21 protein-coding genes and 1 pseudogene are annotated in these 26,186 nt (G+C 48.9%); 12 read left to right on the top strand and 10 right to left on the bottom strand.

The features are described 5' to 3' along the window. Positions 1–205: 205 nt before the first annotated feature. Entirely contained in the window at positions 206–1,591 is a 1,386-nt protein-coding gene (locus DN748_RS04040) for a trypsin-like peptidase domain-containing protein (protein ID WP_112370503.1), read from the bottom strand. A gap of 537 nt (positions 1,592–2,128) precedes the next feature. Here DN748_RS04040 and dapF point away from each other — a divergent pair. The 4 genes from dapF to DN748_RS04015 all read left to right on the top strand — a co-directional run bounded on the left by dapF (position 2,129) and on the right by DN748_RS04015 (position 5,456). Further along, positions 2,129–2,908, top strand: coding sequence for a diaminopimelate epimerase (gene dapF / locus DN748_RS04030; RefSeq protein WP_112370501.1), 780 nt, complete (start codon positions 2,129–2,131; stop codon positions 2,906–2,908). Between the two features lie 50 nt (positions 2,909–2,958). Further along, positions 2,959–3,483, top strand: a complete 525-nt coding sequence (locus tag DN748_RS04025; RefSeq protein WP_112370500.1) for a GNAT family N-acetyltransferase — start codon at positions 2,959–2,961, stop codon at positions 3,481–3,483. Between the two features lie 145 nt (positions 3,484–3,628). Then, positions 3,629–4,672 carry an endolytic transglycosylase MltG gene (gene mltG / locus DN748_RS04020; protein WP_112370499.1) on the top strand — a complete coding sequence of 348 codons (1,044 nt, stop codon included), beginning with the start codon at positions 3,629–3,631 and terminating at the stop codon, positions 4,670–4,672. Positions 4,673–4,829: 157 nt separating this feature from the next. Next, on the top strand, positions 4,830–5,456 hold the full coding sequence (locus tag DN748_RS04015) for a hypothetical protein (protein WP_112370498.1): 627 nt from the start codon (positions 4,830–4,832) through the stop codon (positions 5,454–5,456). Positions 5,457–5,648: 192 nt separating this feature from the next. On the opposite strand, the gene DN748_RS04010 is transcribed toward DN748_RS04015, so the two are convergent. The 3 genes from DN748_RS04010 to dnaA form a co-directional block, all read right to left on the bottom strand. Beyond that, the gene (locus DN748_RS04010) at positions 5,649–6,377 is read right to left on the bottom strand and encodes an SAM-dependent methyltransferase (RefSeq protein WP_112370497.1); all 729 of its coding nucleotides are present in this window, start codon (positions 6,375–6,377) and stop codon (positions 5,649–5,651) included. 28 nt (positions 6,378–6,405) lie between these two features. Then, entirely contained in the window at positions 6,406–6,861 is a 456-nt protein-coding gene (locus DN748_RS04005; protein WP_112370496.1) for a low molecular weight protein-tyrosine-phosphatase, read from the bottom strand. A gap of 73 nt (positions 6,862–6,934) precedes the next feature. Further along, positions 6,935–8,362 carry a chromosomal replication initiator protein DnaA gene (gene dnaA, locus DN748_RS04000; protein ID WP_112370495.1) on the bottom strand — a complete coding sequence of 476 codons (1,428 nt, stop codon included), beginning with the start codon at positions 8,360–8,362 and terminating at the stop codon, positions 6,935–6,937. 205 nt (positions 8,363–8,567) lie between these two features. Here dnaA and DN748_RS03995 point away from each other — a divergent pair, with 205 nt between their 5' ends. After that, positions 8,568–8,966 (top strand): acyl-CoA thioesterase, encoded by a 399-nt coding sequence (locus tag DN748_RS03995; RefSeq protein ID WP_112370494.1) that lies wholly within the window; start codon positions 8,568–8,570, stop codon positions 8,964–8,966. 33 nt (positions 8,967–8,999) lie between these two features. Here DN748_RS03995 and DN748_RS03990 read toward each other — a convergent pair whose 3' ends face one another. From DN748_RS03990 to DN748_RS03960, 6 genes are all read right to left on the bottom strand, one after another. Continuing rightward, positions 9,000–10,214 carry an RsmB/NOP family class I SAM-dependent RNA methyltransferase gene (locus DN748_RS03990; protein ID WP_112370493.1) on the bottom strand — a complete coding sequence of 405 codons (1,215 nt, stop codon included), beginning with the start codon at positions 10,212–10,214 and terminating at the stop codon, positions 9,000–9,002. A 944-nt stretch (positions 10,215–11,158) separates the two neighbouring features. Next, a complete protein-coding gene (locus DN748_RS03980; protein ID WP_112370491.1) occupies positions 11,159–11,863 on the bottom strand; it encodes an SDR family oxidoreductase in 705 nt (234 codons plus the stop codon). A 147-nt stretch (positions 11,864–12,010) separates the two neighbouring features. Beyond that, entirely contained in the window at positions 12,011–12,640 is a 630-nt protein-coding gene (locus DN748_RS03975; RefSeq protein ID WP_112370490.1) for a DUF937 domain-containing protein, read from the bottom strand. Positions 12,641–12,746: 106 nt separating this feature from the next. Next, on the bottom strand, positions 12,747–13,700 hold the full coding sequence (locus DN748_RS03970) for a D-2-hydroxyacid dehydrogenase (RefSeq protein WP_112370489.1): 954 nt from the start codon (positions 13,698–13,700) through the stop codon (positions 12,747–12,749). A gap of 61 nt (positions 13,701–13,761) precedes the next feature. Next, positions 13,762–14,829, bottom strand: a complete 1,068-nt coding sequence (gene serC, locus DN748_RS03965; RefSeq protein ID WP_112370488.1) for a 3-phosphoserine/phosphohydroxythreonine transaminase — start codon at positions 14,827–14,829, stop codon at positions 13,762–13,764. Between the two features lie 92 nt (positions 14,830–14,921). After that, entirely contained in the window at positions 14,922–15,983 is a 1,062-nt protein-coding gene (locus DN748_RS03960) for an acyl-CoA reductase (protein WP_112370487.1), read from the bottom strand. Between the two features lie 223 nt (positions 15,984–16,206). Here DN748_RS03960 and DN748_RS03955 point away from each other — a divergent pair, with 223 nt between their 5' ends. The 7 genes and pseudogenes from DN748_RS03955 to DN748_RS03915 all read left to right on the top strand — a co-directional run. Next, positions 16,207–16,557: a 4Fe-4S dicluster domain-containing protein gene (locus tag DN748_RS03955; protein ID WP_112370486.1), complete on the top strand. Its 351-nt coding sequence runs from the start codon at positions 16,207–16,209 to the stop codon at positions 16,555–16,557. Between the two features lie 128 nt (positions 16,558–16,685). Continuing rightward, positions 16,686–18,023: an MBL fold metallo-hydrolase gene (locus DN748_RS03950; RefSeq protein ID WP_112370485.1), complete on the top strand. Its 1,338-nt coding sequence runs from the start codon at positions 16,686–16,688 to the stop codon at positions 18,021–18,023. 173 nt (positions 18,024–18,196) lie between these two features. Further along, complete coding sequence (locus DN748_RS03945) at positions 18,197–18,610, top strand: hypothetical protein (protein WP_112370484.1); 414 nt, start codon at positions 18,197–18,199, stop codon at positions 18,608–18,610. A gap of 113 nt (positions 18,611–18,723) precedes the next feature. Further along, the gene (locus DN748_RS03940) at positions 18,724–20,109 is read left to right on the top strand and encodes a TolC family protein (protein ID WP_112370483.1); all 1,386 of its coding nucleotides are present in this window, start codon (positions 18,724–18,726) and stop codon (positions 20,107–20,109) included. Positions 20,110–20,118: 9 nt separating this feature from the next. Further along, complete coding sequence (locus tag DN748_RS03935) at positions 20,119–23,361, top strand: efflux RND transporter permease subunit (RefSeq protein WP_112370482.1); 3,243 nt, start codon at positions 20,119–20,121, stop codon at positions 23,359–23,361. Between the two features lie 32 nt (positions 23,362–23,393). Then, positions 23,394–24,473 (top strand): efflux RND transporter periplasmic adaptor subunit, encoded by a 1,080-nt coding sequence (locus DN748_RS03930; protein WP_112370481.1) that lies wholly within the window; start codon positions 23,394–23,396, stop codon positions 24,471–24,473. A 541-nt stretch (positions 24,474–25,014) separates the two neighbouring features. Then, positions 25,015–26,186 (top strand): annotated as a pseudogene (locus tag DN748_RS03915) (hypothetical protein); the annotation flags it as partial.

The raw sequence follows: 26,186 nt of genomic DNA, 5'->3' as shown, positions 1-26,186 counted from the left end.
CGGGAACTTCCCGCCGCTGATCTCGTTCTGAGGGCTTGTTTAAATTGATTTGATTGTAGCGAAAAATAGAGATTTCTGCCCCAGATGAAGGCTTTTTTGCGCTGCATAGCCATAGCTATGGAGCAAGAAAAAGATGAAATATGGGGTAAAAAGATCATTTTGCAGCCAATTGGAATTAGTTTAAACAAGCTCTGAGGGCTGTGTTTTAGAACAAATACCTCTCTGCTTCCCCTTTTTCGTTGAGGATCACAATAACATTTCTTTCGTTGGGGTTTATTTCGGAAACTATTTTCTCGGCATCTTCCCCGTTCCGGATCTTCTTGCCGTTGATCTCTACCAGTATCCTGCCTTCCAGGTTGGCATTGTTGAGATACGGTGCCGTACGGGTGATCTTTACCCCGTGATCGGTACGGTACTGCTTCCTGTCCTTGTCTGAAATGTTTTTGACCTGTATGCCCAGTTCGTTCAGCGTATACGAATTGATCTTGCTGAGGGTGACCGGTACTGTTTTTGTTTTCCCGTCCCTTTCGATGGTCAGCTGAACCGTATTTCCGGGGCGTTTTGAATTCAGGTAACCGGTGAGGTCGGCAAACTTGTTTATCTTGATCTCGTCTACACTTTTAATGATATCGCCTTCTCCTATACCTGCTTTTTCGGCACCCGAATCTTCTTCCACACCACCGACATACAATCCTTCGATCTCGTTGATCCCGTTTTCAACGGCATAGGGCGAATTTTTCTGTATAATGGAAACCCCGAGCAGTCCCTTCTGTACATTGCCGTATTCCAGAAGGTCTTCTACCACTTTTTTGGCGATATTACTGGGCACGGCAAAGGCATAGCCGATATAGGTACCCGTGCGCGAGGTAATGGCGGTGTTGATACCGATGAGGTCGCCCCTGCTGTTTACCAGGGCACCGCCGCTGTTTCCGGGGTTTACGGCAGCATCCGTCTGTATGAACGATTGGCTGTTACTACCGCTGAGGTCTCTCGATTTGGCACTGATGATCCCTGCGGTTACGGTGGAGGTCAGGTTGAAGGGGTTACCCACGGCCAGTACCCATTCGCCTACCCTGGCATTGTCGGAATCCCCGAAAGCCAGGTAGGGGAGGTCTTCATCCGTATCCACCTTGATCAGTGCAATATCGGTAGAGGGGTCGGAACCTATGAGTTCTGCGTCGTAGGTCTTATTGTTGTTCAGTGTTACCGACAGTTCCGTGGCGCCGTCTATAACGTGGTTATTGGTCACGATATACCCGTCCGGAGAAATAATGACCCCCGAACCTGTTCCCACCTGGGTGCGTTCGCGCCCTCCTCCGAAGAAAAGGTCCTGGAAGCTTGTGGGGGCCTTGCTGGTCATGCGGTTGGTAACGTGAACCACAGCGTGGATCGTCTTTTCCGCCGCACCGGTAAAATCCGTGGTCTCGGCTGCAGCCAGGGGAGAAGCGTCATAACTTGCCGTGACAAAATTGGGCGTGGTTGTACGCTGTTCCACGACAACCTGCTCTTTTTCAAAAAAAGCCCTGTAGATCCCGAGGGTTATAAAACCACCGAGTATGGATACGAAAAGTAAACCGATAAACTTTTTCATTGGTTTTGATATTTAAATTTTTACAAATCTGTTTTATAAAATATATCTGTCTTTCCGGCAACAGCAGGAGTAATACCCGGTATCGTTGTTTATCCAAAGACCGGATAAAGGCTGATATCCCTTTTGCCGGGGTTTATTATACTAAAACTTCCCGATCGATCTCCGGGACAGGTTCCCGGGGTTTTGCAGATCAAATTTAGGAGTTTATTATTTTAACATTTCGACTTTAACGACAGTTTAACAGCGTTCCGGTAAACGTTATGTGTGCAGTGTTTTAAGAAAAATCACGCGTTACCCGAAATTTACGGTTTTCCTGCGGGAGGGTTATTTTCAAAAATAATACCAAACTGTTTGCGGGGGGTAAAACGGAAAAACTGGCAGAAAGGAAGGATAGCAAGTCCGGATGCTTCCGGTTTCCGGGTGGATATTCAGAGTGTTTCCACTTTAAAAACCGTTAAAAGCACAGCAATTGCCGGTAAATCGTATATTTGTCGTATTTGAAAAAATGACTTTACAAGCGGTCTAAAAAGAAACACGATGGGTTTTATATTTTATAAATATCAGGGAACCGGGAACGATTTTGTCATGGTAGATAACCGGGAAGGAGGTTTTCCCAAAGACGATACTGATTTTATCGGCGGATTGTGCGACAGGAGGTTCGGGGTCGGGGCTGACGGACTTATCCTGCTTGAGGATGAACCCGGTTATGATTTCAGGATGGTGTATTATAATGCCGACGGTAACGAGAGTACCATGTGTGGTAACGGGGGACGGTGTATTGTGGCCTTTGCAGGTTTTCTCGGGATTATAAAAAATGACACCCGTTTCATGGCAGTAGACGGGGTGCACAGGGCCACCTTGGGAGATGGAAAGGTAAAGCTGCAGATGACTGATGTGGATCGTGTGGATGTATTCGACAATTATGTTTTCCTGGATACGGGATCGCCGCATCACGTACAGGAAGTACAGGAGATAGACCGGTTTGACGTGAAATTGCAGGGCGCAAAACTGCGTTATGGCAAATACGGAAAAGCCGGGAGCAATATCAACTTTGTCAGTAAGGTAGATGATGCCGTATTTAAGGTAAGGACCTACGAAAGGGGAGTGGAAGACGAAACTTTTTCCTGTGGCACCGGGGTTACGGCTGTGGCCATAGCCATGCATCGCACGGGGAAAACAAAAGGGAATACGGTGACCCTTCAGACTCCCGGTGGTGTACTCCGGGTTTATTTTGATGAGGAAGGCGGGCAGTACCGGAATATATTTCTGGAAGGGCCGGCCAAAAAAGTGTTCAGGGGCGAGGTTGATCGTGTATAGCACAGTTTTTGCGGTATGAAGTGGCAGAGACAGGTAAAAGGAATAAGCTTATGGTAACACTTTCGGGAGAAGGGATTTTTTTAAGGGCACTGGAACCGGAGGACCTGGATTTCCTGTACCGGCTGGAAAACGATGAGACGGTATGGGAGGTGAGCGAGACCCAGGCCCCTTATTCCCGTTACCTGCTCCGGCAATACCTCGAGAACAGTCATAAGGACATTTACGAGATCAAGCAGTTGCGGCTGGCCATATCAGACTATAGCCTTCACCTCCTGGGATTTATAGACCTTTTTGATTTTTGCCCGAAAAACAGGAGGGCCGGGGTGGGGATCGTTGTGTTTGAAAAAGCGCAAAGAAGCAGGGGCATAGGTTCGGAAGCCTTAAGGTTGCTCACCGATTACGCCTTTACACGCCTTGGGGTACACCAGCTTTATGCCAATATCACGGCAGATAATACCGCGAGTATAAGGTTGTTTACCAGGCAGGGATTTGAAAAGGTAGGAGTGAAAAAAGACTGGATATTTTCAGAAGGAGAGTTCAGGGACGAGGTATTATATCAGAAGATTGGTGGTTAGTAGTTAGTAGTTAGTATTGAGTAGTTAGTATTGAGTATTGAGTAGTCGGTAATTATAGCCATATTCAGGCATGCCCAAACTACGAACTAACAACTACGAACTAAGAACTAAAAACCCAACAACCGACAGTTAAATTTGTAAACGCATGTACATACGAAAGATCATAGTAGTTGTTTTACTCCTGGGGGTAGCCGGGGGGTTGTTTTTTGTTTATAATATCTACACGTCCATATTTGCCCCGAATACGGCATTTGATAACAAGGAAGCGTATGTGTATGTTCCTACGGGAGCATCTTACGGGGAGGTAAGGGAGCAACTGGAGCCTTTGCTGAAAAATATCCGCACTTTCGACAGGGTAGCCGATAAAAAAGGGTACACGGGGGCACCCCGGGCCGGAAGGTATGTGGTCAAAAAGGGAATGAGCAATAACGACATTGTCAATTCGCTGCGAAGCCGTAATACCCCGGTCAATATCTCTTTCAACAACCAGGAAAGCCTGGCCAGGCTTGCAGGACGTATTTCCGGACAGATCGAGGCCGATAGCACATCTTTGCTGGAAGCTTTCGGGGATACGGCATTCCTGGACAGTATCCGGTTTACCGGCGAGCAGGCATTAAACCTGTACATCCCGAATAGTTACGAGTTTTTCTGGAATACTTCTGCCCGTGAATTCCGCGACAGGATGCTGAAAGAATACAAGAGGTTCTGGAATGAAGAGCGGCTGGCCAAAGCCCGTGCGCTGCAACTGACACCACACCAGGTGATGGCCCTGGCGGCCATAGTGCAGAAAGAAACCGCAAAAGCGGACGAGAGGCCGCGTGTTGCCGGGGTTTACCTGAACCGGCTGGACAGGAATATGCTGCTACAGGCCGATCCTACCGTGATCTATGCGCTGAAAAAACATACCGGGAACTACGACACCATTATAAAGAGGGTATTGTATAAAGACCTGGAGATCGATTCTCCGTATAATACCTATAAGTACGCCGGCCTGCCCCCGGGGCCTATCGCCATGCCCGATATTTCGTCTATAGATGCCGTACTTAACCCGGAAAGACACGATTATTTCTATTTTGTGGCCGATGTGGAAAACCCGGGATATCACAAGTTTTCCAGGACACTGATGCAGCACAATATCAATAAAAGGGATTATGTAGACTGGGTCAACAAGCAGCAGATAAACCGGTAGGTTTACCGGGGGTTTGTGACTTAAACTGTTGATTTTATGATTTTTAAAAAAAGTCGTATATTTGCAGGCGCTAATTTCGAGTAGGGGATACCCCAGGTATCGGATCGTTTTTCCGGAAAGTGATTCGCTCCCGTAAATCTCGAAGAAATAAAAATCAATGGTAAAGAATGTAGTAAAATATGTTATTTTAGTTATTCTTTTAACCTTTATCAGTTTGGGGTTCTCCCCCGAAAAACAGGTGATCCTGAATGAGAATTTCAGGGTTTACGAGCCGGTGATGTATACTGTAGTCCCGCGAGGGGAACAGGCTCCCGAAATCACTCCCCCGTTTCTTGGAAAATCATTCGTAGGATTCAGGGAAGCCCTGGGCTTCAAGGAATCCCGCGGAGATTATTTTGTGACCAATCATCTGGGCTATATGGGGAAATACCAGTTCGGTGCTTCCACGCTCAGGTTGATAGGAATTCGTAATGCTTCCGGTTTTCTGAATGACCCCGAGCTGCAGGAACGCGCTTTTGTGGCCAATACGGCCCGGAATAAGTGGATATTGCGCAGGGATATAAAGAGAAGTGTAGGCCAGCAGATAGGAGGAGTATATATTACCGAGTCGGGAATTTTGGCTGCCGCCCACCTGGCCGGCCCGGGAAATGTAAAAACATTCCTGCGTTCCGGCGGATTACAAGGTTTTAAGGATGCCAACGGGGCTTCCATCCGTTATTATATGAGGAAGTTCTCCGGATATGATACCTCTTATATCCTTCCGGACAGAAGAGCGAAGATCTGATTGTGGTTTAAATTAAACATTGTTTGCAAAACCCCGGGTTTCAGTATGATGAAGCCCGGGGTTTTGTTTTTCCACCCCGGCTTAAAGAACCTTCAACAGCAGCAGCGAAAAGCCGGAGATCCCTCCCCCGACTAACTTGTTCCGGGCATCGGGGAAGGCCGGGAGAGGGACTGCGGTCGGGATGACACAATTTTATCGCCCGGCGTGAATTATAAATATACAGGGTCTTTTATGAAGGTCTTCGCGGTTTTTTTTCCAGTGTAAAGCTTTTTGAGTACGGATATACTGGGTAGGCAGGGTAATGTCGCAGGCTACGCAAACCAGGGTGTTGTCCTGTAATGTTGAGGCCAGGTCGGCGAGCATCTGGTTGTTGCGATAGGGGGTTTCGATAAATATCTGTGACTGGTTGAGTTCGGCGGAGCGTTTCTCCAGTTTCCTGATCTCCTGTTTCCGCTGTCCCTTGTCGATGGGAAGATAGCCGTTAAACGCAAAACTTTGTCCGTTCATTCCGCTGGCCATCAGGGCGAGCAGAATGGACGACGGGCCCACCAGGGGTTCGACCCTGATACCTTTCCGGTGTGCGAGGGCCACCACATCTGCGCCGGGGTCTGCGATACCGGGACAACCGGCTTCGGAGATCACCCCCATGTTCCTGCCTTCGAGGCAGGGTTGCAGAAAACCGGGGAGCTCCCCGGGGTCGGTGCGTTTGTTCAGGGGATAGAGGTGAAGGTCGGCCTGAACCTTGTCCGGGCATATTTTTTTAATAAAACGGCGTGCGGATTTCTGGTTCTCGACGATGTAGTGATCGGTTTCCCCGATCACCCTTTTTACCGATAACGGGAGCACCTCCAGCGGAGGCTGTTCTCCCAGCGTTACGGGGATAAGGAACAAGGTACCGTTATGCGTGTCCGGTGTGGTCATTTTCAAAGTGGGATTTGTCGGTACATGGTTATCCGATACTGGCCGCCAGGACATCACAGGCCTTGTCCAGCATCCTGTAAACATCGCTGAAGCCTTCCGCTCCTCCGTAATAGGGATCGGGAACTTCCGTATTGCTGCCGGGGTTGCTGAGGTTGAGGATCAGTGCCACTTTCTCCCGGTCGCCCTCGTGCCGTGCCATTTCTATGACATTGTCGTAATTAGAACGGTCCATGACATAAATATGGTCGAAACGATCAAAATCGGACACCCCGAATTTTCTTCCTCTCAAACTGCTGATGTCGATATTGTTTTTCCGGGCAATAGCTACCGAACGCTGGTCCGGGGTTTCCCCGATATGATACCCCGCCGTTCCGGCAGAATCGATCTCTGCCTTTTCGGGAGATATTTTAGAACGCAATATCCCTTCGGCCAGCGGAGACCGGCATATATTGCCAAGGCATACCATCAGGATCCTGGTTTTCATTTTAGTTTGTTAGTTTGTAGTTCTTAGTTGTTAGTTTGGATAATTTATTAACTCAATAACCTGTTAACCTGAGCTACTGCGAAAGCTTTTTGGAAAGGTCTTCCAGGTGTTTTCTGAACTGTTTATCCGTTTCGGCCAGGTTATCTACCGTTTTACAGGCGTGAAGTACCGTAGCGTGATCCCTTTTTCCTATCTGTGACCCTATGCTTGCCAGGGAGGCTTTGGTGAATTTCTTGGCAAAGAACATGGCCAGCTGGCGCGCCTGTACGATATGCCGCTTGCGGGTCTTGGACTGCAGGGTGGCCACATCCATCTGGAAGTAATCCGATACCACTTTCTGGATATAGTCGATGGAGACTTCCCGTTTGGTGTTCTTTACGAACTTCTCGACGATCTGGGTAGCGAGGTCTATGGTGACTTCCCTCTTGTTGAAGGAAGACTGCGCGATAAGCGAAATGATGGCGCCTTCCAGTTCCCTGACATTGGTCTTGATGTTTTTGGCCACATATTCGATGATCTCTTCCGGCATATCCACCCCGTCGCGGTACAGTTTGTTTTTAAGTATGGATATCCTGGTCTCGTAATCGGGAGTCTGCAATTCTGCGGAGAGCCCCCATTTAAAGCGCGAAAGCAGTCGCTGCTCGATATCCTGCATGTCTACCGGCGCCTTGTCGGAGGTCAGTATCACCTGTTTCCCGTTCTGGTGCAGGTGGTTGAATATATGAAAGAACACGTCCTGGGTTCCGGACTTTCCGGAAAAGAACTGTACGTCGTCTATGATCAGCACGTCGATGAGCTGGTAGAAGTGAATGAAATCGTTCCTGGTATTCTTTTTGACAGACTCTATAAACTGCTGGGTAAATTTTTCGGCAGAAATATAGAGTACGGTCTTTTCGGGATATTTGTCCTTGATATCCACGCCGATGGCATGGGCGAGATGTGTTTTTCCCAACCCCACACCTCCGAATATAAGAAGCGGGTTGAACGAGGTCCCTCCCGGCTTGTTTGCCACGGCCAGCCCTGCGGAACGGGCCAGGCGATTGGAATCGCCCTCGAGGAAATTGTCGAAATTGTAATTCGGGTTGAGCTGGGATTCGATCTTTATATTCCGGATCCCGGGAATGACAAAAGGATTTTTTAATTCCGGGTTCTTGTGCTTTACCGGTACGTCCAGTTCCTGCGGTTGCAGGTGGGTACGGTTACTGCTCGGGATCTTTTCGGTAAACGGGCGCTGGTTGCCATAAGTGTTTTCCATCTTGATAATGTACACCAGTTTGGCATTTTCTCCCAGCTCTTTTGTAAGCGCAACCTTTAACAGCTTTACATAGTGTTCCTCCAGCCATTCGTAAAAAAACTTACTCGGTACTTGTATACTCAAAGCGTTATCGGTAAGTTTGACAGCCTTTATCGGGGCAAACCAGGTTTTGTAAGCTTGGGGCTGAATATTATCCTCAATAAAAGACAGACAGTTATCCCATACCGATTGCGCAGTTAAATTCATTACCTCTAAATAGTTTTTTTTGTTAGGTTAGTGATTATAAAGAAGATCGAAAATAATATATCTTCCCGTCTTAGGTTGAACAAATATGTGAACAAAAAATTGAAAAAAAAAATCAAATACCGGTTGAATATTCACTTTTTTTTTCTCATGCCTGTTAACAGCATTTTTACGTTATCTTAACACCTGAAATATACGATAATTTTTTATGAAAACACATGAAATCAGCATAAGAATCAGATATGGCGAAACCGACCAGATGGGGGTGGTGTATCACGGCAATTACGCGCAATTCCTGGAAATGGGGCGGGTAGAGTGGCTTCGGAATATCGGAATTTCCTACCGTTCTATGGAGGAAGAGGGTATTATGCTCCCGGTAGTATCGCTGAAACTCGATTATAAAAAACCTGCCCGGTATGACGATGTGATCAGGGTGGTGACTTCGCTCCGTTCGGAGCCGGGGGTGAAGATCGAGTTTGACTACGAGATCCTGGGAAAAAATGACGAGGTACTGACCCTGGGAAATACGGTACTGGTTTTTGTGGACAAGCGTACCGGAAAGCCGATGAGATGCCCGGGGCATATCCTGGAAAAAATAAGGGAATAGGAAACGGTCCGAAACCGTCCCGGAATTTTTTTCCTACCCTTTATGCCCGAGCAGCGCCATGTAAAATCCGTCAAAGCCGGATTCCGAAGCGAGTATTTTTTTGTCTTTAACCAGTTCAAAGGATTTCCCGTTTTCCGAATCCAGGAATTTTTTTACCTGTTCCTGGTTTTCGGAAGGAAGCACCGAGCAGGTAGCGTAAACCAGTTTACCGCCGGGTTTGACCATTTTGGAATAGCTTTGCAGGAGTTCCTGCTGGGTTTCTCTTATGTTGTCGAGGAACTCCGGTTGTAATTTCCATTTGGAATCCGGGTTCCTTTTCAGTACGCCCAGCCCGCTGCATGGGGCATCGATAAGTACGCGGTCTGCCTTGCCGTGCAGTTTCTTGATCACTTTGCTGTTTTCGATGATCCGGTACTCTATATTGTGAATATCGTTTCTCCTGGCCCGGATCTTCAATTGCTTCATCTTGCTTTCGTACAGGTCCATGGCAATGACCTGCCCCTTATTTTGCATAAGCCCTGCGATATGCAGTGTTTTTCCTCCCGCACCGGCGCAGGCATCCACTACTTTCATGCCGGGCTGAAGGTCGAGCAGGGGCGCCACCAGCTGGGATGAGGCGTCCTGCACCTCAAACAGTCCGTCCTTGAACATCGGTGTCAGGAATACGTTGGTCCGTTCCCTGAGGATAAGGGCATCAGGGTAGTCTTTATGCGTATCGGTAGCGATGCCTTCGCTGTCGAGCAGGGCCTTGAGTTTTTCCCTCGAGGTCTTTATGGTATTGACCCGTAAGACCACCCTGGCCTGCTGGTTCTGGGCAGCTATTTCCTTTTCCCAGACAGCTTCCCCGAGTTCTTCGACCCCGGTGTTGTCGATCCAGTCGGGGATGGATTCCCGGTATACGCGTATTTTTGACAAGCTTTCGAAACGCCCCTTGATCCGCCGGGCCGGGGTGCCCCCGAGCTGCTTCCAGTCGGGGAGCCTGTATCCTCTCAATATGGCCCATACGGCAAAAATACGCCACAGCTTATCCCGGTTAAAGGGCTCTTTTACGTCTGCGATCTCCGCATACAGCCGCTTCCACCTTACAATGTCGTAAATGGTTTCCGCCACAAACCTGCGATCCGAACTTCCCCACCGCTTGTCTTTTTTAAGCGCGCGTGCCACCACCTTGTCGGCGTATTCGTCTTCATTAAAAACGGCATTAAGTGCATCGATTACGGTAAATACAAGATTTCTGTGCAGGCGCATAGACATAGGTCATTAATTTTTTCAGGGGGCAAAGATAGTGATTAAGTTGTTCAGCTGCCACAATATCCGGTGAAAGTAGCGATTTTTACAGCTTGTAATGGTGTGATTGTGTCGCTATTAAGCCGTGATATTTATATTATATTATAAGTTTAGGTAATCATATTTAAAAAACTGGTAATGAATATGTAATGTTTTTTTAGAAATGTATATTCTCATTTTGCGAATACTGGTTTTAATGTATATTTCGGGGTTGGAAGTGTTATTCAGAGCGAAGCGAACCCGCCTGTCCGGCCGGCAGGGAATCTCTACCATAGCCCAAAGGAACTTCAACAGCATAAAGGAAGCACCGGAGATTCCTCCTATCGTCGGAATGACAACAATGTCATTCAGAGACCTAACGTTTAAGCAACCGCATAAATGAAGATGACGTTTTTGTCTTCATAGATCAAATGTGATAAACCCACACATAACTCCTCCCTTCAGACGAAGGGAGGTGGCTCATCTTCGATGAGACGGAGGGTTTTGAAAGCCCGGATCATAAGGATAATCCCAAACCTTTGGGAATATACGCCAAAGTTCAGGCCGTTCAAAACTCCCCGGCCAGCATAGCTGCCCACCCCTCTTCGTCTGAAGAGGGGAGTTTTTGAAATGGAGCAACTTACGATAGACACGTCATGGGTAGCGAAGCGCAGCGGAGGGAAGAATCTCAACCCCGGAGCAAAGAATCTTCAACAGCATAACCGAAAGCCCGGAGATTCCTCCTTTCGTTGGAATGACAATGCTTGTCATTCAGAGCGAAGCGAAGAATCTCAACCCAGGAGCAAGGGAACTTCAACAGCATAAAGGAAGCACCGGAGATTCCTCCCCGACCGAAAAGGCCGGGACAGGCTCTATCGTCGGAATGACAACAACTAACAAACTACGAACTAAGAACTAATCAACTACTACAACGAAGTCTTACTCGGCCGTACCTCTATTTTACTGGGCAGTGTCCTGGCAGGCATACGGAGCAGATCGGCTACCATTTGCCCGATATCTTCCGGTTGTATTTTCCAGGCATCGGAAGCGTCGGGGATATTCCCGTTAAAGTAGGTGGCAACCGATCCGGGCATGATGGTAGAGACTTTTACGTCATACGGGCGCAGGTCGAGCATTACGGCCTGTGTAAACCCTACGAGCCCGAACTTGCTGGCGTTGTACACGGCCCCTTTGGGAAAGAAATTTGTTCCGGCCAGGCTGGCAATGGTGATCAGGTAGCCCTTGCTCTTCTTCAATGCTTCTACGGAAGCCTTTACCGTGTGAAATACGCCTGTCAGGTTGGTGTCTATAGTGTCCTGCCATTGTTCAGGGGTAAGTTCGTCTATGGGGGCATACCGGCCTATTCCGGCATTGGCCACCACTACATCCAGCTGTCCCCAGGCTTCGAGAACCTTGTCGATGGCTTTTTCCTCCGAGGCAAATTCACGAACGTCGGAAGCGATCACCATATAGCTATCGCTCTTATCGGTAATGCTTTTCATGGTTTCTTCTCCCGTTTTTACGTCCCTGCAACTGATGGCGACCCTCATGCCGCTGTTCAGTAATGCCTGTGCAATGCCGAGGCCTATGCCTTTGGAGCCTCCCGTAATGTATGCTGTCTTGTTTTTCATGGTGATGATTTATGTTGAGTTATTGGGTTATTGAGTTACGGCTTGCCTAAATAACTTATTAACCTACTACCCCCGAAATATCATAAAAAAATACCACCCCGCAAAAACATTGCGGGGTGATTTTTATATGTGCTGTAAAAGACGGGCTTATTTCCCGAACAGTCCGCCGAGCAGGTCTCCTGCACCGCCTTTTTTTCCTCCGAAGGCCATGCCGGCAATATCGTCGAGGACGCTTCCGTCTCCGTCGGAGTCGAGCAGGGAAGTGACCAGGCTCTGGTTTTTGTCTCCCTGGCCCCCCATAAGGTTACCTAACAGGCCTGACAGGCCCTCTGTAGAATTTACATTTTGGTTTCTGGCCTGTTTGGCCAGGTATCCCATAAGAATAGGAGCGGCTATTTTTATGATCTTGCTTACCGTACCCGAACTCACCCCGGATTTCTGGCTGATCGCGTTTTCTACGGTCGATTGTTTGCTGCCCAGAATATGCCCGAGGATCCCGGCGCCGTCCTGTTCGTCTTCCTGGTTGACCCCGCCTCCGAAAAACCCTCCGAGGTTGTCGAGGATTCCCCCGGTGTGTTTGCTGCCCGAGAGGGCGCCGAGCAAGCTGGAGGCTCCTTCGGGTGAAGAGGCGTTTTTCTGCATGGCTCCCATAAGCACAGGGAGCGCCATAGACAGTACGCTGGAGGTTTCCTGTTGTGAAGTTCCGGCCTCACTGCTGACCCCGCCTATAATTTGTCTGCCCAGATCGCTGTTTAAAAGGTCTGCTATACCTGCCATGTGTTTGATGTTTTTGAATGTTATGCCATCCCAAGATACGAAAAAGTCTCCTCAAATGATTCGAGGAGACTTTTTGAAATTGCTATAATGTCGATTATCGTACCGATTATGACTTTAAAATGCTGATAATTTGTTCTGCAAGCTCCGTACCTATCCTGCTTTGTGCCTCGTTGGTAGCGGCACCGATATGGGGAGTAAGCGATATTTTGGGGTGCATGAGCACCTTGACGGCAGGAGTGGGCTCGTTCTCAAAAACATCAAGTCCTGCAAAAGCCAGCTTTCCGCTGTCGAGGGCTTTTACCAGTGCCACTTCGTCAACAACGCCTCCCCGGGCCGCATTCACGATGGCCGCACCATCTTTCATAAGCCCCAGTTCTTTTTCCCCGATCACATATTCCTTCTGGGCGGGGACATGCAGCGTAATAAAGTCTGCCTGCCGGTAAACTTCCTCGGGAGATATGGTTTTGAGTTTTACGGAAACAGATTGCCCGTCAAAGAAATCGACGGTAACCTCGGTCTCTTCCACGAATTTGTCGGCAACGACAACTTTCATCCCTACACCGAGCGCTATTCTGGCCACTTCCAGACCTATACGCCCGATACCGATGATCCCCAGGGTTTTTCCGCGAAGTTCCACGCCTCCGGCATAGGCTTTTTTAAGCTGGCCGAATTTGGTCTCTCCTTCCAGCGGCATATTCCTGTTGGCATCATAGAGGAAACGCACTCCGCCGTACAGGTGTGCAAATACCAGTTCGGCAACAGACTCGGAAGAGGCCGCGGGAGTATTGATAACGCTGAGCCCTTTGGAACGCGCATACTCCACGTCGATATTGTCCATTCCTACGCCACCGCGCCCGATAACCTTGATACCCGGACAGGCATCGATAAGGTCTTTTCTCACCTTGGTGGCGGAGCGGACCAGGATAACATCGATGTTGTTTTCGTTGATATAGGTTACAAGCTGTTCCTGGGCTACTTTGGTGGTGATCACTTCAAAGCCTCCCTGTTCCAGGGCATCAATCCCGCTTTGGGAAATCCCGTCGTTGGCTAATACTTTCATGTTATGCTGTTTTGTGTTCCCGTTCCGCTTCGGGAACAGGATGTTGTTGTTTATATTCGGGTTATCCTACTTTTTTCTCCAGTTCCTGCATGGCCTCCACCAGTACCCTGGCGCTGTCCACGGAAAGCGCATTGTACATGGAGGCACGGTATCCTCCTACACTGCGGTGACCGTTGAGGCCGTTGATGCCCGCTGCTTTCCAGAGTGCGTCGAAAGCATCCTTATGGGCTTCATCAGTCAGATTAAAGGTCGCATTCATCGGGCTCCTGTCTTCTACTGCGGCAAATCCTTTAAAGAGCGGATTCCGGTCTATTTCACCGTATACGAGGGAAGCTTTTTCATTGTTTATCTTTTCAATGGCCGGTACACCTCCGAGGTCTTTGAGCCACTGCAGGGTGAGCATGGATACATATACTGCAAATACCGGGGGCGTATTGAACATGCTGTCTTTGTCGAGGTGTACCCGGTAATCGAGCATAGAAGGAATGGTTCGGGAAACTTTTCCGAGTACGTCTTCCTTTATCACTACCAGGGTAGTCCCGGCAGGCCCCATATTTTTCTGGGCCCCGGCATAGATGATATCGAATTTTGAGAAATCAAGCTGCCTGGAAAAGATGTCCGAACTCATGTCGCAGACCAGCGGAACCCCGGTTTCGGGAAATTCCTTGATCTGTGTACCGAAAATGGTGTTGTTGCTGGTACAGTGAAAATAATCGGCGTCTTCGGGAATGCTGTACCCTTTCGGGATATAATTGAAATTGGCGTCTTTGGAAGAGGCTACCTCTACCACGTCTCCCAGCATTCTGGCTTCTTTAATGGCCTTGCTGCTCCAGGTACCGGTATTTAAATACGCCGCCTTCTTTTCCAGCAGGTTATAGGCTACCATTAAAAATTCGAGGCTGGCACCTCCCTGGAGGAAGAGTGCCTTGTATCCCTTGCCTTCCAGGCCGAGCAGTTCGACAGCGAGGGAACGCGCGGTTTCCATGACTTCGATAACATCCTTGCTGCGGTGGGATACTTCTATCAGCGAAAGATCCAGTCCGTTGAAATTGAGGATCGCTTCGGAAGCTTTCTTCATGACTTCCTGTGGAAGTACACAGGGGCCGGCACTAAAATTGTGTTTTTTCATTATGTAGATTTGACAAATGTTGTGTTGAATGAGTTCTATGCAAAAATGCTAAAATTACAATGAAATCAGAACAAAAGAACAATAAATATTTGTTATATTTTTAACAGGAAATCAACCGTATCCACCTCGTCCGCATAATCTTTCAGTCCGGGTTTCTGCGTGTGTCCGAAAGGGATACCGGAATCCGGAAATCCTTCGGCCACAATACACTGGATGTGCTCCGCATCTTCCCGTAATTTTTCCTGTAGCCCGCGGGGGTCCGAATAGGTTTCGTAAAAGAGGGTGGCAATAGGGGAAGCGTAACTCTCGTCTTCCTTGAGCATCAGGAATCCGTTGTCCTGTAATTTAAAGAGGCTCATCAGGTATACGGCCTTGTTGTAGTCGTAATTGTTGGCGTATTTCTGTATTTCGATAATATCCTTATAGGGGTATACAGCCCTGAAAAGGATATCGAAATCATAGTGTTCCGGAACGAATAATTTCGATACGTTGCGGCACCCGAGTCCGAAGTACCTGAAAATATCCTCTCCCAGGGCTTCCAGCCGGTCCGGGGTTTCGCTGCCGTTCAGGACGGCTACCGAATTCCTGTTTTTCCTGATGATATGCGGTTTTTTTCCGAAATAGTATTCAAAGTACCTCGCCGTATTATTGCTCCCCGTAGCGATTACGGCATCGTAGTCCTCTATCCGGTCTTCCGTAAAACGGATCTTTCCGCGGAATCCGGGGTTGACGTGTTCCAGGTACTTTGCCAGGAAAGGCAGCAGGTGGCGGTCGTTTGAAGACTGTTTTACGATCACCGAATGTCCGCAGAGCAGTACGCTCATAAAATCGTGAAAACCGACCAGGGGGATATTCCCGGCCATGATAACCGCGATACGCTGCGGGGTGGCTTTTTCCAGGGGATATGCCGAGAGCCAGTCCAGCAGGTTTTCCCTGCGCAGTGCCGCCCCCCACTGGTCCAGGGCAAAAGCCAGGTTTGAAGGGGTAAACCACCCGTTGTGTGTTTCTGCAAGCTGCAATTGCTTTTTAAAGGCTTCGTAAAAGAGATCATTGTGCGCCACACTTTCATTGCGAACGGGGACCTCCGTTCCGAACTGTGCCATAAAAGCCCCCAGTTGTACAAAAGCGTCTGTATTCTTCTGCATAGCATTCATATTGTTTGTTTTCGAGGCCCGAAGTAAATTTACTTCCGACTTCCGACTATTTCATCGTGTTTTCAGATCTTGAAAAACAGGCAAAAAACAGGCAAAACCGGAACTTATGCCGGGTTGGGGCGTTCCCGGAAAAACCCGTAAAAATGAAAAGTCTAGTTTTTTTGTATAGAATTCCTTTTCGCCGTATTTTTGCTTCACAAAGTTACACCAAAAAGAGAGAAACATGGCAATTATCATAACAGATGAATGTATAAACTGCGGGGCCTGTGAACCGGAATGCCCGAACACGGCTATTTACGAAGGGGCAGACGACTGGAGATACAGCGACGGTACTTCGCTGTCCGGTGATGTTGTGCTTCCCAACGGGAGTGAAGTAAATGCCGATGATGCGCAGGAACCGGTGTCTGATGAGATCTATTATATTGTTCCGGACAAATGTACGGAGTGTAAAGGTTTTCACGAAGAACCTCAATGTGCCGCGGTATGCCCGGTAGACTGCTGTGTGCCGGACGACGATCACGTAGAGAGCGAAGAAGAACTGCTCGGGAAACAGCGTTTCATGCACCCGGAGTAGGTATAGCGATATTTTTCTTAACTATGGAAAGCCGCCCCCGACTGTTTCGGGGGCGGCTTTTTTTGTGTAACCCAGGTTACCCTGCATAAGGTATTTATCCATTACTTTTATATCAAAAATATACCGTTATGGATGTAAAACAGTTTCAGGATAAACCGCTCGCCCATTATTCCTATGCCATAGTGAGCGACGGCAAGATGGCCCTGGTAGACCCTTCCAGGGACCCCGGGCCTTATTACAGGTATGCCCTTGAAAAGAAGGCGAGGATAGTGGCCGTGTTCGAGACACATCCCCACGCCGATTTTGTCAGCAGTCACCTGCAGGTTCACAAGGAAACCGGGGCCGGTATTTATGTGAGCAGGCTGGTGGGTGCCGCTTACCCTCATATTCCTTTCGATGAGGGCGATACCTTCCGGATGGGGCAGATCCGGTTCAGTGCTGTAAATACCCCGGGGCATTCGCCGGACAGTATTACCGTCATAGCCCGTGAGGGAGAAGAATATGCCATGTTTTCGGGCGATACCCTGTTTATCGGCGATGTCGGGCGGCCGGACCTGAGGGAGCACGCCGGGAACATGAAGGCAAAGCGGGAAGCACTTGCAAGAGACATGTACCGTACCGTTCACAACAAATTCAACCATCTGCCCGATACTACGGTCGTATACCCGGCACATGGAGCAGGGTCGCTATGTGGCAAGAACCTCGGCAGTGAAGCCTCCGGTACGCTCGGAAATGAACGTATGGGAAACTGGGCGTTCAGGACTGTGGATGAGGAGACCTTTGTGCAGAACATTCTGAAAGACCAGCCCTTTATTCCGGCGTATTTCGGGTATGATGTGGAGCTCAACAGAAACGGGGCGGAAAGTGCTGAAGGAGCCATTGCCGGGGTTCGCCGGTTTCTCGATCCGCAGAAAACAGATGCTTTTACCTTTGTGGACGTGCGGGACGGGAAAGCATTTAGGGAAGGACACTTTCCCGGCAGCATTAATATCATGGCCAGGACGGAAGATGATAAGTTCGAGACCTGGCTGGGAAGTATCGTAAAGCCCGGAGAGCCTTTCTATCTCGTAGTGCCGGATGTAGACCACCAGCGGGATGTAATGAACCGGGTAGTGAAAATCGGGTATGAAAAACAGATGGTAGCCGTGATCATTCCCGGCACCGGAAGATTGCAGGCTTCCGATGCTTTTGATTATGAAGCATTCCGCAGAAATCCTGAAGACTTTACCGTTGTGGATGTCCGGAACCAGGCGGAAGTGGCACAGCAGCCTTTTTTCGGGCATGCGATCCATATCCCGCTGCCTGAACTCCGCGACCGGGTAAAGGAAATACCGGCAGACAAGCCCCTGGTGGTACACTGTGCCGGAGGTTATCGCAGTGCTGCCGGCAGCAGTATTGCCGCAGGGAACATAACGGGCATACCGGTTTATGACCTGGGCGACCGTATTGAGGATTTCAGGAAGTGACAACGGGGAAATGAATATTGGAATAGTATAGTTTTTTTCCTTTACAATGTGTAAACCCCGGTATTATGCAGGGTGCCGATGAATAATGACAGGGAGATCATTTTTGGGTTTTAACAAAGTGTTAGGCATTCCTTGTTTGGGAGGAAAAGAAAAAAACAGTACTATTGCAGCGTATGGAAGCAAAAGCAAGAAAGGATAAGGTAAACGTATGGAGGCTGTTCTTTGCCGTTGTATCGGTTTGCTGTATTGTTTTGTCTTCCTGTACCGTAAAATCCGGGTTAAAGGACCTGTTAGGGCTTCGGCACACTACCGCACAGCATGTGCCCGCCGAAAGGTCTGGTAAGGTACTTACCGGCAGTTTTACGGCAAATTGTACTTATCAGGCCGCTACCGGCCATTCCGTGATACAGCAGGAACAGTCCGGGCTATCACTGTATACCGCAGCCCTGCTTTTGTCGTGTACCCTGCTGTACTTTCTTTTTGCAGGGAGGGTCCCGGGTTCCTTTACGGCACATCCGGGGTATGGCGGCAATCGCATAGCAGGTGCCACACCTATCTTTATCCGGCACCGGAAACTGATCATATAGGATAATACGATACCGTTTTTCAGGCCTTTTCCCCCGGGAACTGGCCATAACTGTTATTGTATCTAATAATTACATACCGGGACAGCTTACCCCGGTATCAATTCCGTTTTAATATGATCAGATTTTTTCTGTCAGCCTTATATATTTCCTGGCTGACACTGTTTGCTCCGGAACTTCACGCGCAGCCGGAACAACATACTCTCGGTGAATTATGGCCGGTTGTGGAAAAGCACTATCCGGGTATCGGCGCAAAAATATCGGCCATGGATGCGGCGAAGTTCGGCGAAAGGGCCGTAAGGAGCGACAGGCTCCCGCAGGTAAAGGCCCAGGCACAGAACACTTATGCTACTTATGAAGGAAGTGCAGGTGCATTTTTCCCCCAACCCGGTTTCTTTAATGTAAGCGGTGCTGCAGATGTTCCGGAAGGAAGCAGTTCTATGGCGCCCAACAGTTTCGGTTCCGCTACGGTAGAGTGGGAGCTGTTCTCCTTCGGGAGACTTCACAAGAGGAACGAAGCTGCCAGCGCCCGGTATCGCAAAAGGGTGAGTGAAAAGGAGGCCTATATACTCCATCTTAAAAAAGTATTGTCAGAACGGTATATCTCCTTGTTGTACAACGACGCCCGGCTAAACCTGGCAGTAAAGAACACCGAACGCCTCGACGATATACGACACATCACGTCCGGGTTATCAGCGGCGGGGATCAGGCCGGCGGCAGACAGTTTGCTCGCATCGTCGTCTTATGTGCAGTCGCGGGGTGAATACGACAGGTGGAGCGGGTACCGGAAAGCGGCCCTTATCAGGTTACTGGAACTTTATCCGGGCGACACCGTTGATTACGGGGCCTCTTCGAGGCGTTTTTCAGATCCTGCCGGAAACCATTTTAACGGGGAAAACACGGTAGATCAGGCACATCCCGCTCTAAGTGTATTAAACAGGCAATCCGAATACTACGCTCTTAGCGGAAAAGCGCAGAAGAGAGCTTCACTTCCGTCGTTGCGGCTGATAGGCGGGTATGCCTATCGCGGAACGGGAATTGCCTCTTCCGGAACAATATCCTCAAAATGGCGAGACGGTTTTTCCAATACGGCTGATAATATTCTTGTCGGCATAGGTATTACCTGGAATATTACCGGATTGCATAGCAACCGTTTAAAAGGGGAAAGCCTTTTTAAGGCTGCCGAAAGCACAAAACTGCTCCGTTTGGAACACGAACAGGCGATGCAGGCCGGCTTATCGGCTTCACGGGCTGAGGTACTGCAACAATACGAAAGACTTCAGAAAACAAGCCTTGCCGTAAAACAATCGCAGGAGGCCTATGGCATGTACCTGGCACGGTATAAAACCGGCCTTATTGCCCTGAGTGAACTCCTGCAGATACGCAGCCTGCTGGAACAGGCGGAAGGCAACCATATAGAGGCTTCCCGTGATTACTGGATGCTGCTGGCTTACGAGGCGGAACTGACGGCAGATTTCGACTTTTTGTTTAACAATCTTTAACCTTCAGATATGAACCTGATCAGATTTGCATTGCGAAAGCCCGTCGCCATTATGGTTGGCGTCCTGACCATTGTCTTTTTTTCCTATAGTACCATAAAGAAGATCAACGTAGATATCTTCCCCGAAGTGGAATTACCGGCGATATATATTGCCATGCCTTACGGAGGACTTTCTCCGTCGGATATGAATAGTTTTATGGCCAATGAATTTCAGAAGATCCTGCTGTTTGTCAGCGGGGTAAAAAACATTGATTTCAAGAGTGTACAGGGCCTGACCCTGATGAAACTGACCTTCTATCCCGGGACCGACATGGCACAGGTAGCCGGGGAAGTATCCACATCGGTTTCCCGCGCTATGGGGTTCCTGCCCGAAGGGGCCGTACCTCCTATGGTTGTCCGGTTCGACGGCAGTTCGCTTCCGGTAGGGCAACTGGTGTTTGAAAGTGACCTGCGCTCTGTAAACGAATTACAGACACTGGCCATTACCAGGGTCAGGCCCATGTTTACGGAAATCCCCGGTATAACATCGCCCGCACCCTTTGGCGGAAATATCCGGTCTATTGTCGTCAGCTTAGACCCGGAAGCCTTGCAGGCCAACGGACTAAGCCCGGAGGAAGTAACCATAGCGATGACCAGAAACAGTCTTCCGTCTCCTTCCGGGAATATCCTTATCGGTGACGAAAACCTGATGGCCCCGCTCAATTCCATTGCCAAAAACCCGGAGGAATTCTTAAATACGCCGGTAACCACAAGGGGAGACCGGACCATATACATCAGGGATGTAGCCCGTGTGGAAGATGCGGCCGACAAAACCGTGGCCTATGCACTGGTCAATGGCAAACGATCGGTTTATCTTCCCATTATCAAAAAGGCGGATGCCTCTACACTGGATGCTGTGCAGAACCTGAAAGCAGCTATCCCGGAACTGAAAAGACAATTGCCTGAAGATGTGGATATCCGTTATGAGTTCGACCAGTCCCGATACATCGAAAGGTCGCTTTCCACATTGATCCACGAAGGCCTGCTGAGCGCTGTTTTTACAGGATTGATGATATTGCTGTTTCTCGGCGATACCCGCGGGGCGGTAATCGTGGTGCTCACCATCCCGATAGCTGTTCTTGCCGCAGTAATGATGCTTTATCTTTTCGGGCAGACCATCAACATCATGACGCTGAGCGGACTTGCCTTGTCTATCGGTATTCTGGTGGATGAAGCCACCGTAACCATAGAAAATATCCATCAGCATATGGAGATGGGTAAAGGTAAAGCACTGGCCATCACGGATGCACTGTATGAGATCTCCGTTCCCAAGCTGCTGATCTTACTCTGTATCCTTGCGGTGCTGACCCCTGCGTTTATTATGACCGGTATTCCAAAAGATATGTTTATGCCTTTGTCTATGGCCGTCGCTTTTGCCATGATATTTTCGTTTTTGGCGTCGCAGACTTTTGTGCCGGTACTTGCCAACCGGTTGATGAAAGACAAGCACGGCAAAGAAGCCAGTACGCCGGGAAAACGGGCTTTTTTTGAAAAATTCAGGATCACATATTACTTCCTTCGCAAAAGGACAAAAAACGAAATACGGAAAGAGCGCGCCCTTTTTGAAAAGATCAGGTTGGGCTATTCCTACCGGATGCGTAAGTGGTCCGGCAGGGCAGTACCGTTGTTCCTGCTGTATGTAGTTATCGCCGGGGGAGCGGCGGCACTTCTGCTCAACGTGGTAGGTACAGATGTAATGCCGGTTTCCGATAGCGGTGATCTCCAGCTGCGCATTCAGGCGCCACAGGGGAGCAGGCTGGAAAAAACCGAGCAACTCGTCAGGGAGATCACCGAAGATATAAAAATGCAGCTTCCGGAGAATGGTATTTCCCTGACTTCGGCTTTTGTGGGGATGCACCCTCCCGGATCGCCCATCAATTACATTTTTCTTTTTACCAATGCACCGCACGAAGCGGTTTTACAGATTTCGGTAAACCGGGAGGTCTTTACCGGGTCTATGGAAAATTTAAAGGAAGATATCCGGACAATGATGGCCGAAAAACATCCCGGGGCTACGTTCAATTTTGAACCGATGGAGCTGACCGAAAAAATTATGGGACAGGGAGCCATGACGCCTGTTGAAATAAAAGTAGGATCGGGACAGCTTAAAAATGCTTTTGCCCATGCCTCAAAAATTGAGGACAAGCTGAAAGAAGTGCCCTATTTTCGGGATGTCCGTATTGCCGAGCCCATAGATTACCCGACCCTGGAAATAGAGGTAGACCGTGACCTTGCCGGGCAGTTCGGACTCACCATGCAGGATATCTCACGGAGCCTGGTCACTGCTACTTCATCTACCCGGTATACGAACAAAAACCTGTGGAAAGACCCGAAGTCGGGGCGTGTATTCCAGGTGCAGGTACAAATACCGGAACACGTAATGGCTTCGGAAGAAAAACTGCGGTCACTTCCGCTGAAAAAAGGAAGTATGCGCCCTGTTCTGGAAGATGTGGCGAGTGTACGCAGGGTGACTTCCCCCGCACAGGTAAACCTGAAAGGCCCCAACCGTTATGTAACCGTGGTAGCCAATCTGTACGGAAAAGACCTGGGAACGGCTTCCGTGGCAGTAAAACAAGCCATTGCCGATGCGGGAGAACCGCCACGGGGGACTACAGTATGGACTGAAGGCACATTGAACCTGCTGGACGAGACGTTGGACAGTCTTTTGACCGGGCTGGGGGTTGCCATTGCAGTGATTTTCCTGATGTTGTCGGCCTATTACCAATCGTTCAGGGTACCCCTGGTCATTTTATCGGTGTTGCCGGCCGTAATTGCCGGAAGCCTTATAGTGTTGTTCCTGACGGGAAGCACGCTTAACCTCCAGTCGTATATGGGGATCATCATGTCGCTCGGGGTATCGGTATCGAATGCCGTATTACTGGTAAACCAGGCAGAATATTACCGGAAAAAACTCGCCCTGAAACCGGTCAATTCGGCAAGACTGGCCGCGTCGTCCCGGTTCAGGCCGGTATTGATGACCGCCGGGGCCATGTTTGCCGGAATGTTGCCCATGGCCATGGGAATAGGGGATGGCGCCGAACAGGTAGCTCCCCTGGGCAGGGCGGTGATCGGGGGGCTTATAGCCTCTACGATAACCATCCTCCTGCTGCTACCACACTTCTTTTCGTCCGTGATGTCAAGGTCGGGTATCGTGAGCCCGTCACTGGACCCCTATGATAAAGAGAGCAGGTATTTTTCCGGACAAAAAGCGTAGCACCAATATTTATTCAATTAAAAAAAGAACAGATGAATCATCGTATTTCAAAAAATATAACATCGGTAATAGCTTCCGTATTGGTTTTGACTTTTGCGTCCTGTTCGCAACAGGAAAAGAAAAAAGAACAGCAACCGGATCAAATAACAGGGCCGGTTACCTATCCCACGACAGCCGTGAGATCAGGTAACCCCGAATATGAGATCTCGGTGCCGGCAGAACTGAAACCTTATGAACAGGTTTCGGTATATGCCAGGGTTTCCGGATTTGTAAAACGCCTGGAGGCAGACCGTGGCGATTATGTGCGCAAAGGGCAGCTCCTGGCGGTTCTGGAAGCTCCGGAAATGGAACAGCAATACCTGTCTGATAAATCTACCGAGCAAAAAGTACACAGCGATTACCGCTATGCCAGGCAGGCGTATGAGCGATTGGCAGAAGCCTCCAAAACAACCGGGGCAGTGGCAGAACTCGAACTGGACCGGGCCAGAAGTGCCCTGGAAAGTGCCAGGTCTGCCTATGAAGCATCTCAAGCAGGTACTGCCCGGACCTTGCAATTGCAGCGATACCTCCGTATTACTGCACCTTTTGACGGCGTGATCACCCGGCGGAACGTTTCGGTAGGAGCGTTGACGGGTACGGGAGACAAGCTGCCGTTGTTTGAGATGGCGCAGGAGAACAGGTTGCGTCTGACATTATCCCTTCCGGAAAAACACGCGGCTTCGGTAAAACAGGAAATGCAGGCAGAATTCACGGTCAGTTCGCAGCCGGGGAAGATTTTTAATGCCCGGCTTTCCCGGAGTTCGGGATTGCTCGACCAGCGGGACCGTGCGCTTAAACTGGAATTTGATATCGACAATTCTTCCGGAGTATTACAAGGCGGGGATTATGCACAGGTGAGCTTAAAATTGCAGCGTAAAGACCCTTCGTATTGGGTACCCCTGCAAAGTGTACTGAACACGCAGTCGGGTGTTTTTGTGATGGTATTGAACGGCAACGGGATCAAACGTATTCCCGTAAAAGAGGGCATACGCCTGGACAGTATTGTAGAGGTCTTCGGAGATATTTCACCCGGAGAGCAGGTGCTGAGCAATCCGTCTGAAGAAATCAGGTAACGGGATAATCCGGGAATACGACGATATAACTATATAACTTAATAAAAAGCAGATACACGACCCCCCGCTGAGGGGGTCTCGTGTTCTGCCCTGTTGTTGTGCCTGTCCCTTCTTCTCCCGGTTTTTTACAGCAATAAACAGAATAAGTGAGGAGTAGGGAGAGGGCTTTCCAGGCCGGTTTCCAAAAATAACATACCACTTTGTTTTTCCACATTTCAAAATGACATTTTTTGTTTACACCCTACCTCATACTGACACATTTTATCGGATAAAAATGCACTTTGTCGAAAGTAGGAGGTACCCCACCATTGCAGGAAATTGCCGTGTCTAAGTTTGTTGAAAAATAGCATATAGGGGAGAGAACTACTTAATTCACATTTTTTCATACCGAATAAGTTTGAGGTGTTACTACGCGACCGGAAGTAATGCCCCTCTTCTTTATTGCCTGTTTTTAAGGCAAAAACATTCATTCAAATATAGTTTTTATAAGGGCTGCGGGGAAACTCGCGGATAAAAGATTGCTAACTAACTTAATCGATGTATGATGAAAAAATTATACGCTTTAGTATTTTTTCTGACAATGGTTTATTCCGGCTATGCGCAGGTAGGTATCGGGACCCCCATGCCCGACAACTCGGCACAGCTCGATATAGTCGCACAGGACAAGGGGATCTTGATCCCCCGGGTAGCGCTGACCGGCACCAAAGACGTGATGACCATAACAAGTGGTAACGTAGAAAGCCTGCTGGTCTTTAATACGGCAACTGCCGGCGATATAAAACCCGGTTACTACTACTGGTTAGACAACAGCTGGCACCGCGTGGTTACCCCGCAGGATATTTCCGGGGGAAATGTAGTGGACAATATCGTGGTGTATAACCCGGTGACCAATCAGTTTAACTATATTAATGAATCAGGAGACCAGGTAACCATCGGTTTTGAGGACCTGGTAAGGGAAGCAGAGACCGTAACCCGGTTGACAGAGAATGCCGATGGTACCTATACCTATTACAATGAAGCGGCTTTTGATGAGGCCGGTAATCCTGTTCCGGGTAGTGGTGTAGTGATCGATATTCCCGCAAGCGTAGTCAATCAGTTTGAGGAAATCATCAACAACGAAGAAGTCAGGAACGAACTTTTCGAGACCATAAACAACTCCTATATCGGGGGAAATGTATATTATGATGGTGATACATTTACCTATGTTACCGAAACCGGAGAAAACAGGGAAGTCACCATCAGGGAAATTGTAGAGGCAAATGAAACCGTGACTACTCTCGTAGATAATGGCGATGGTACTTTTACTTATTACAATGAAGAGGATTACGATGCCGAAGGAAACCTGAAACCGGGGGCCACCGGAACCCTTTTTGATGCCAATACCGGAAATTTTACAGACAACGGTGATGGCACTTATACCTTTATCAATAAGAATGGCGATACCGTAACGGTTAACCCGGTACAGGAAGTTGCAGACAATATCGTCAACCAGGGCGATATCTATAATGAGATCGTCAATATCTTAAATGCCGGGTCCGATATTTTAGTGGATAATGGCAACGGTACCTATACCCATACTTCCGTAGATGGTACAGTAATTACGATTGATGCGAACACGACCAGTGTTACGGAAATCGACGGGGTATATACCTTTACGGATGCCGCCGGCAACACGATCACAACCATCGACACCAATGCTGGAGCAAGTGGTTA

This window comes from Sinomicrobium soli (assembly GCF_003285545.1).
GTDB lineage: Bacteria > Bacteroidota > Bacteroidia > Flavobacteriales > Flavobacteriaceae > Sinomicrobium.
The sequence above is the reverse complement of the archived record's forward strand: the minus strand, read 5'-3'. Positions and strand labels throughout refer to the sequence as shown.

Bases quoted from the DNA above. Each gene is read 5' to 3' on its own strand.
- DN748_RS04040 (WP_112370503.1), bottom strand. From the start codon at position 1,591: ATGAAAAAGTTTATCGGTTTACTTTTCGTATCCATACTCGGTGGTTTT.
- dapF (WP_112370501.1), top strand. From the start codon at position 2,129: ATGGGTTTTATATTTTATAAATATCAGGGAACCGGGAACGATTTTGTC.
- DN748_RS04025 (WP_112370500.1), top strand. From the start codon at position 2,959: ATGGTAACACTTTCGGGAGAAGGGATTTTTTTAAGGGCACTGGAACCG.
- mltG (WP_112370499.1), top strand. From the start codon at position 3,629: ATGTACATACGAAAGATCATAGTAGTTGTTTTACTCCTGGGGGTAGCC.
- DN748_RS04015 (WP_112370498.1), top strand. From the start codon at position 4,830: ATGGTAAAGAATGTAGTAAAATATGTTATTTTAGTTATTCTTTTAACC.
- DN748_RS04010 (WP_112370497.1), bottom strand. From the start codon at position 6,377: ATGACCACACCGGACACGCATAACGGTACCTTGTTCCTTATCCCCGTA.
- DN748_RS04005 (WP_112370496.1), bottom strand. From the start codon at position 6,861: ATGAAAACCAGGATCCTGATGGTATGCCTTGGCAATATATGCCGGTCT.
- dnaA (WP_112370495.1), bottom strand. From the start codon at position 8,362: ATGAATTTAACTGCGCAATCGGTATGGGATAACTGTCTGTCTTTTATT.
- DN748_RS03995 (WP_112370494.1), top strand. From the start codon at position 8,568: ATGAAAACACATGAAATCAGCATAAGAATCAGATATGGCGAAACCGAC.
- DN748_RS03990 (WP_112370493.1), bottom strand. From the start codon at position 10,214: ATGCGCCTGCACAGAAATCTTGTATTTACCGTAATCGATGCACTTAAT.
- DN748_RS03980 (WP_112370491.1), bottom strand. From the start codon at position 11,863: ATGAAAAACAAGACAGCATACATTACGGGAGGCTCCAAAGGCATAGGC.
- DN748_RS03975 (WP_112370490.1), bottom strand. From the start codon at position 12,640: ATGGCAGGTATAGCAGACCTTTTAAACAGCGATCTGGGCAGACAAATT.
- DN748_RS03970 (WP_112370489.1), bottom strand. From the start codon at position 13,700: ATGAAAGTATTAGCCAACGACGGGATTTCCCAAAGCGGGATTGATGCC.
- serC (WP_112370488.1), bottom strand. From the start codon at position 14,829: ATGAAAAAACACAATTTTAGTGCCGGCCCCTGTGTACTTCCACAGGAA.
- DN748_RS03960 (WP_112370487.1), bottom strand. From the start codon at position 15,983: ATGAATGCTATGCAGAAGAATACAGACGCTTTTGTACAACTGGGGGCT.
- DN748_RS03955 (WP_112370486.1), top strand. From the start codon at position 16,207: ATGGCAATTATCATAACAGATGAATGTATAAACTGCGGGGCCTGTGAA.
- DN748_RS03950 (WP_112370485.1), top strand. From the start codon at position 16,686: ATGGATGTAAAACAGTTTCAGGATAAACCGCTCGCCCATTATTCCTAT.
- DN748_RS03945 (WP_112370484.1), top strand. From the start codon at position 18,197: ATGGAAGCAAAAGCAAGAAAGGATAAGGTAAACGTATGGAGGCTGTTC.
- DN748_RS03940 (WP_112370483.1), top strand. From the start codon at position 18,724: ATGATCAGATTTTTTCTGTCAGCCTTATATATTTCCTGGCTGACACTG.
- DN748_RS03935 (WP_112370482.1), top strand. From the start codon at position 20,119: ATGAACCTGATCAGATTTGCATTGCGAAAGCCCGTCGCCATTATGGTT.
- DN748_RS03930 (WP_112370481.1), top strand. From the start codon at position 23,394: ATGAATCATCGTATTTCAAAAAATATAACATCGGTAATAGCTTCCGTA.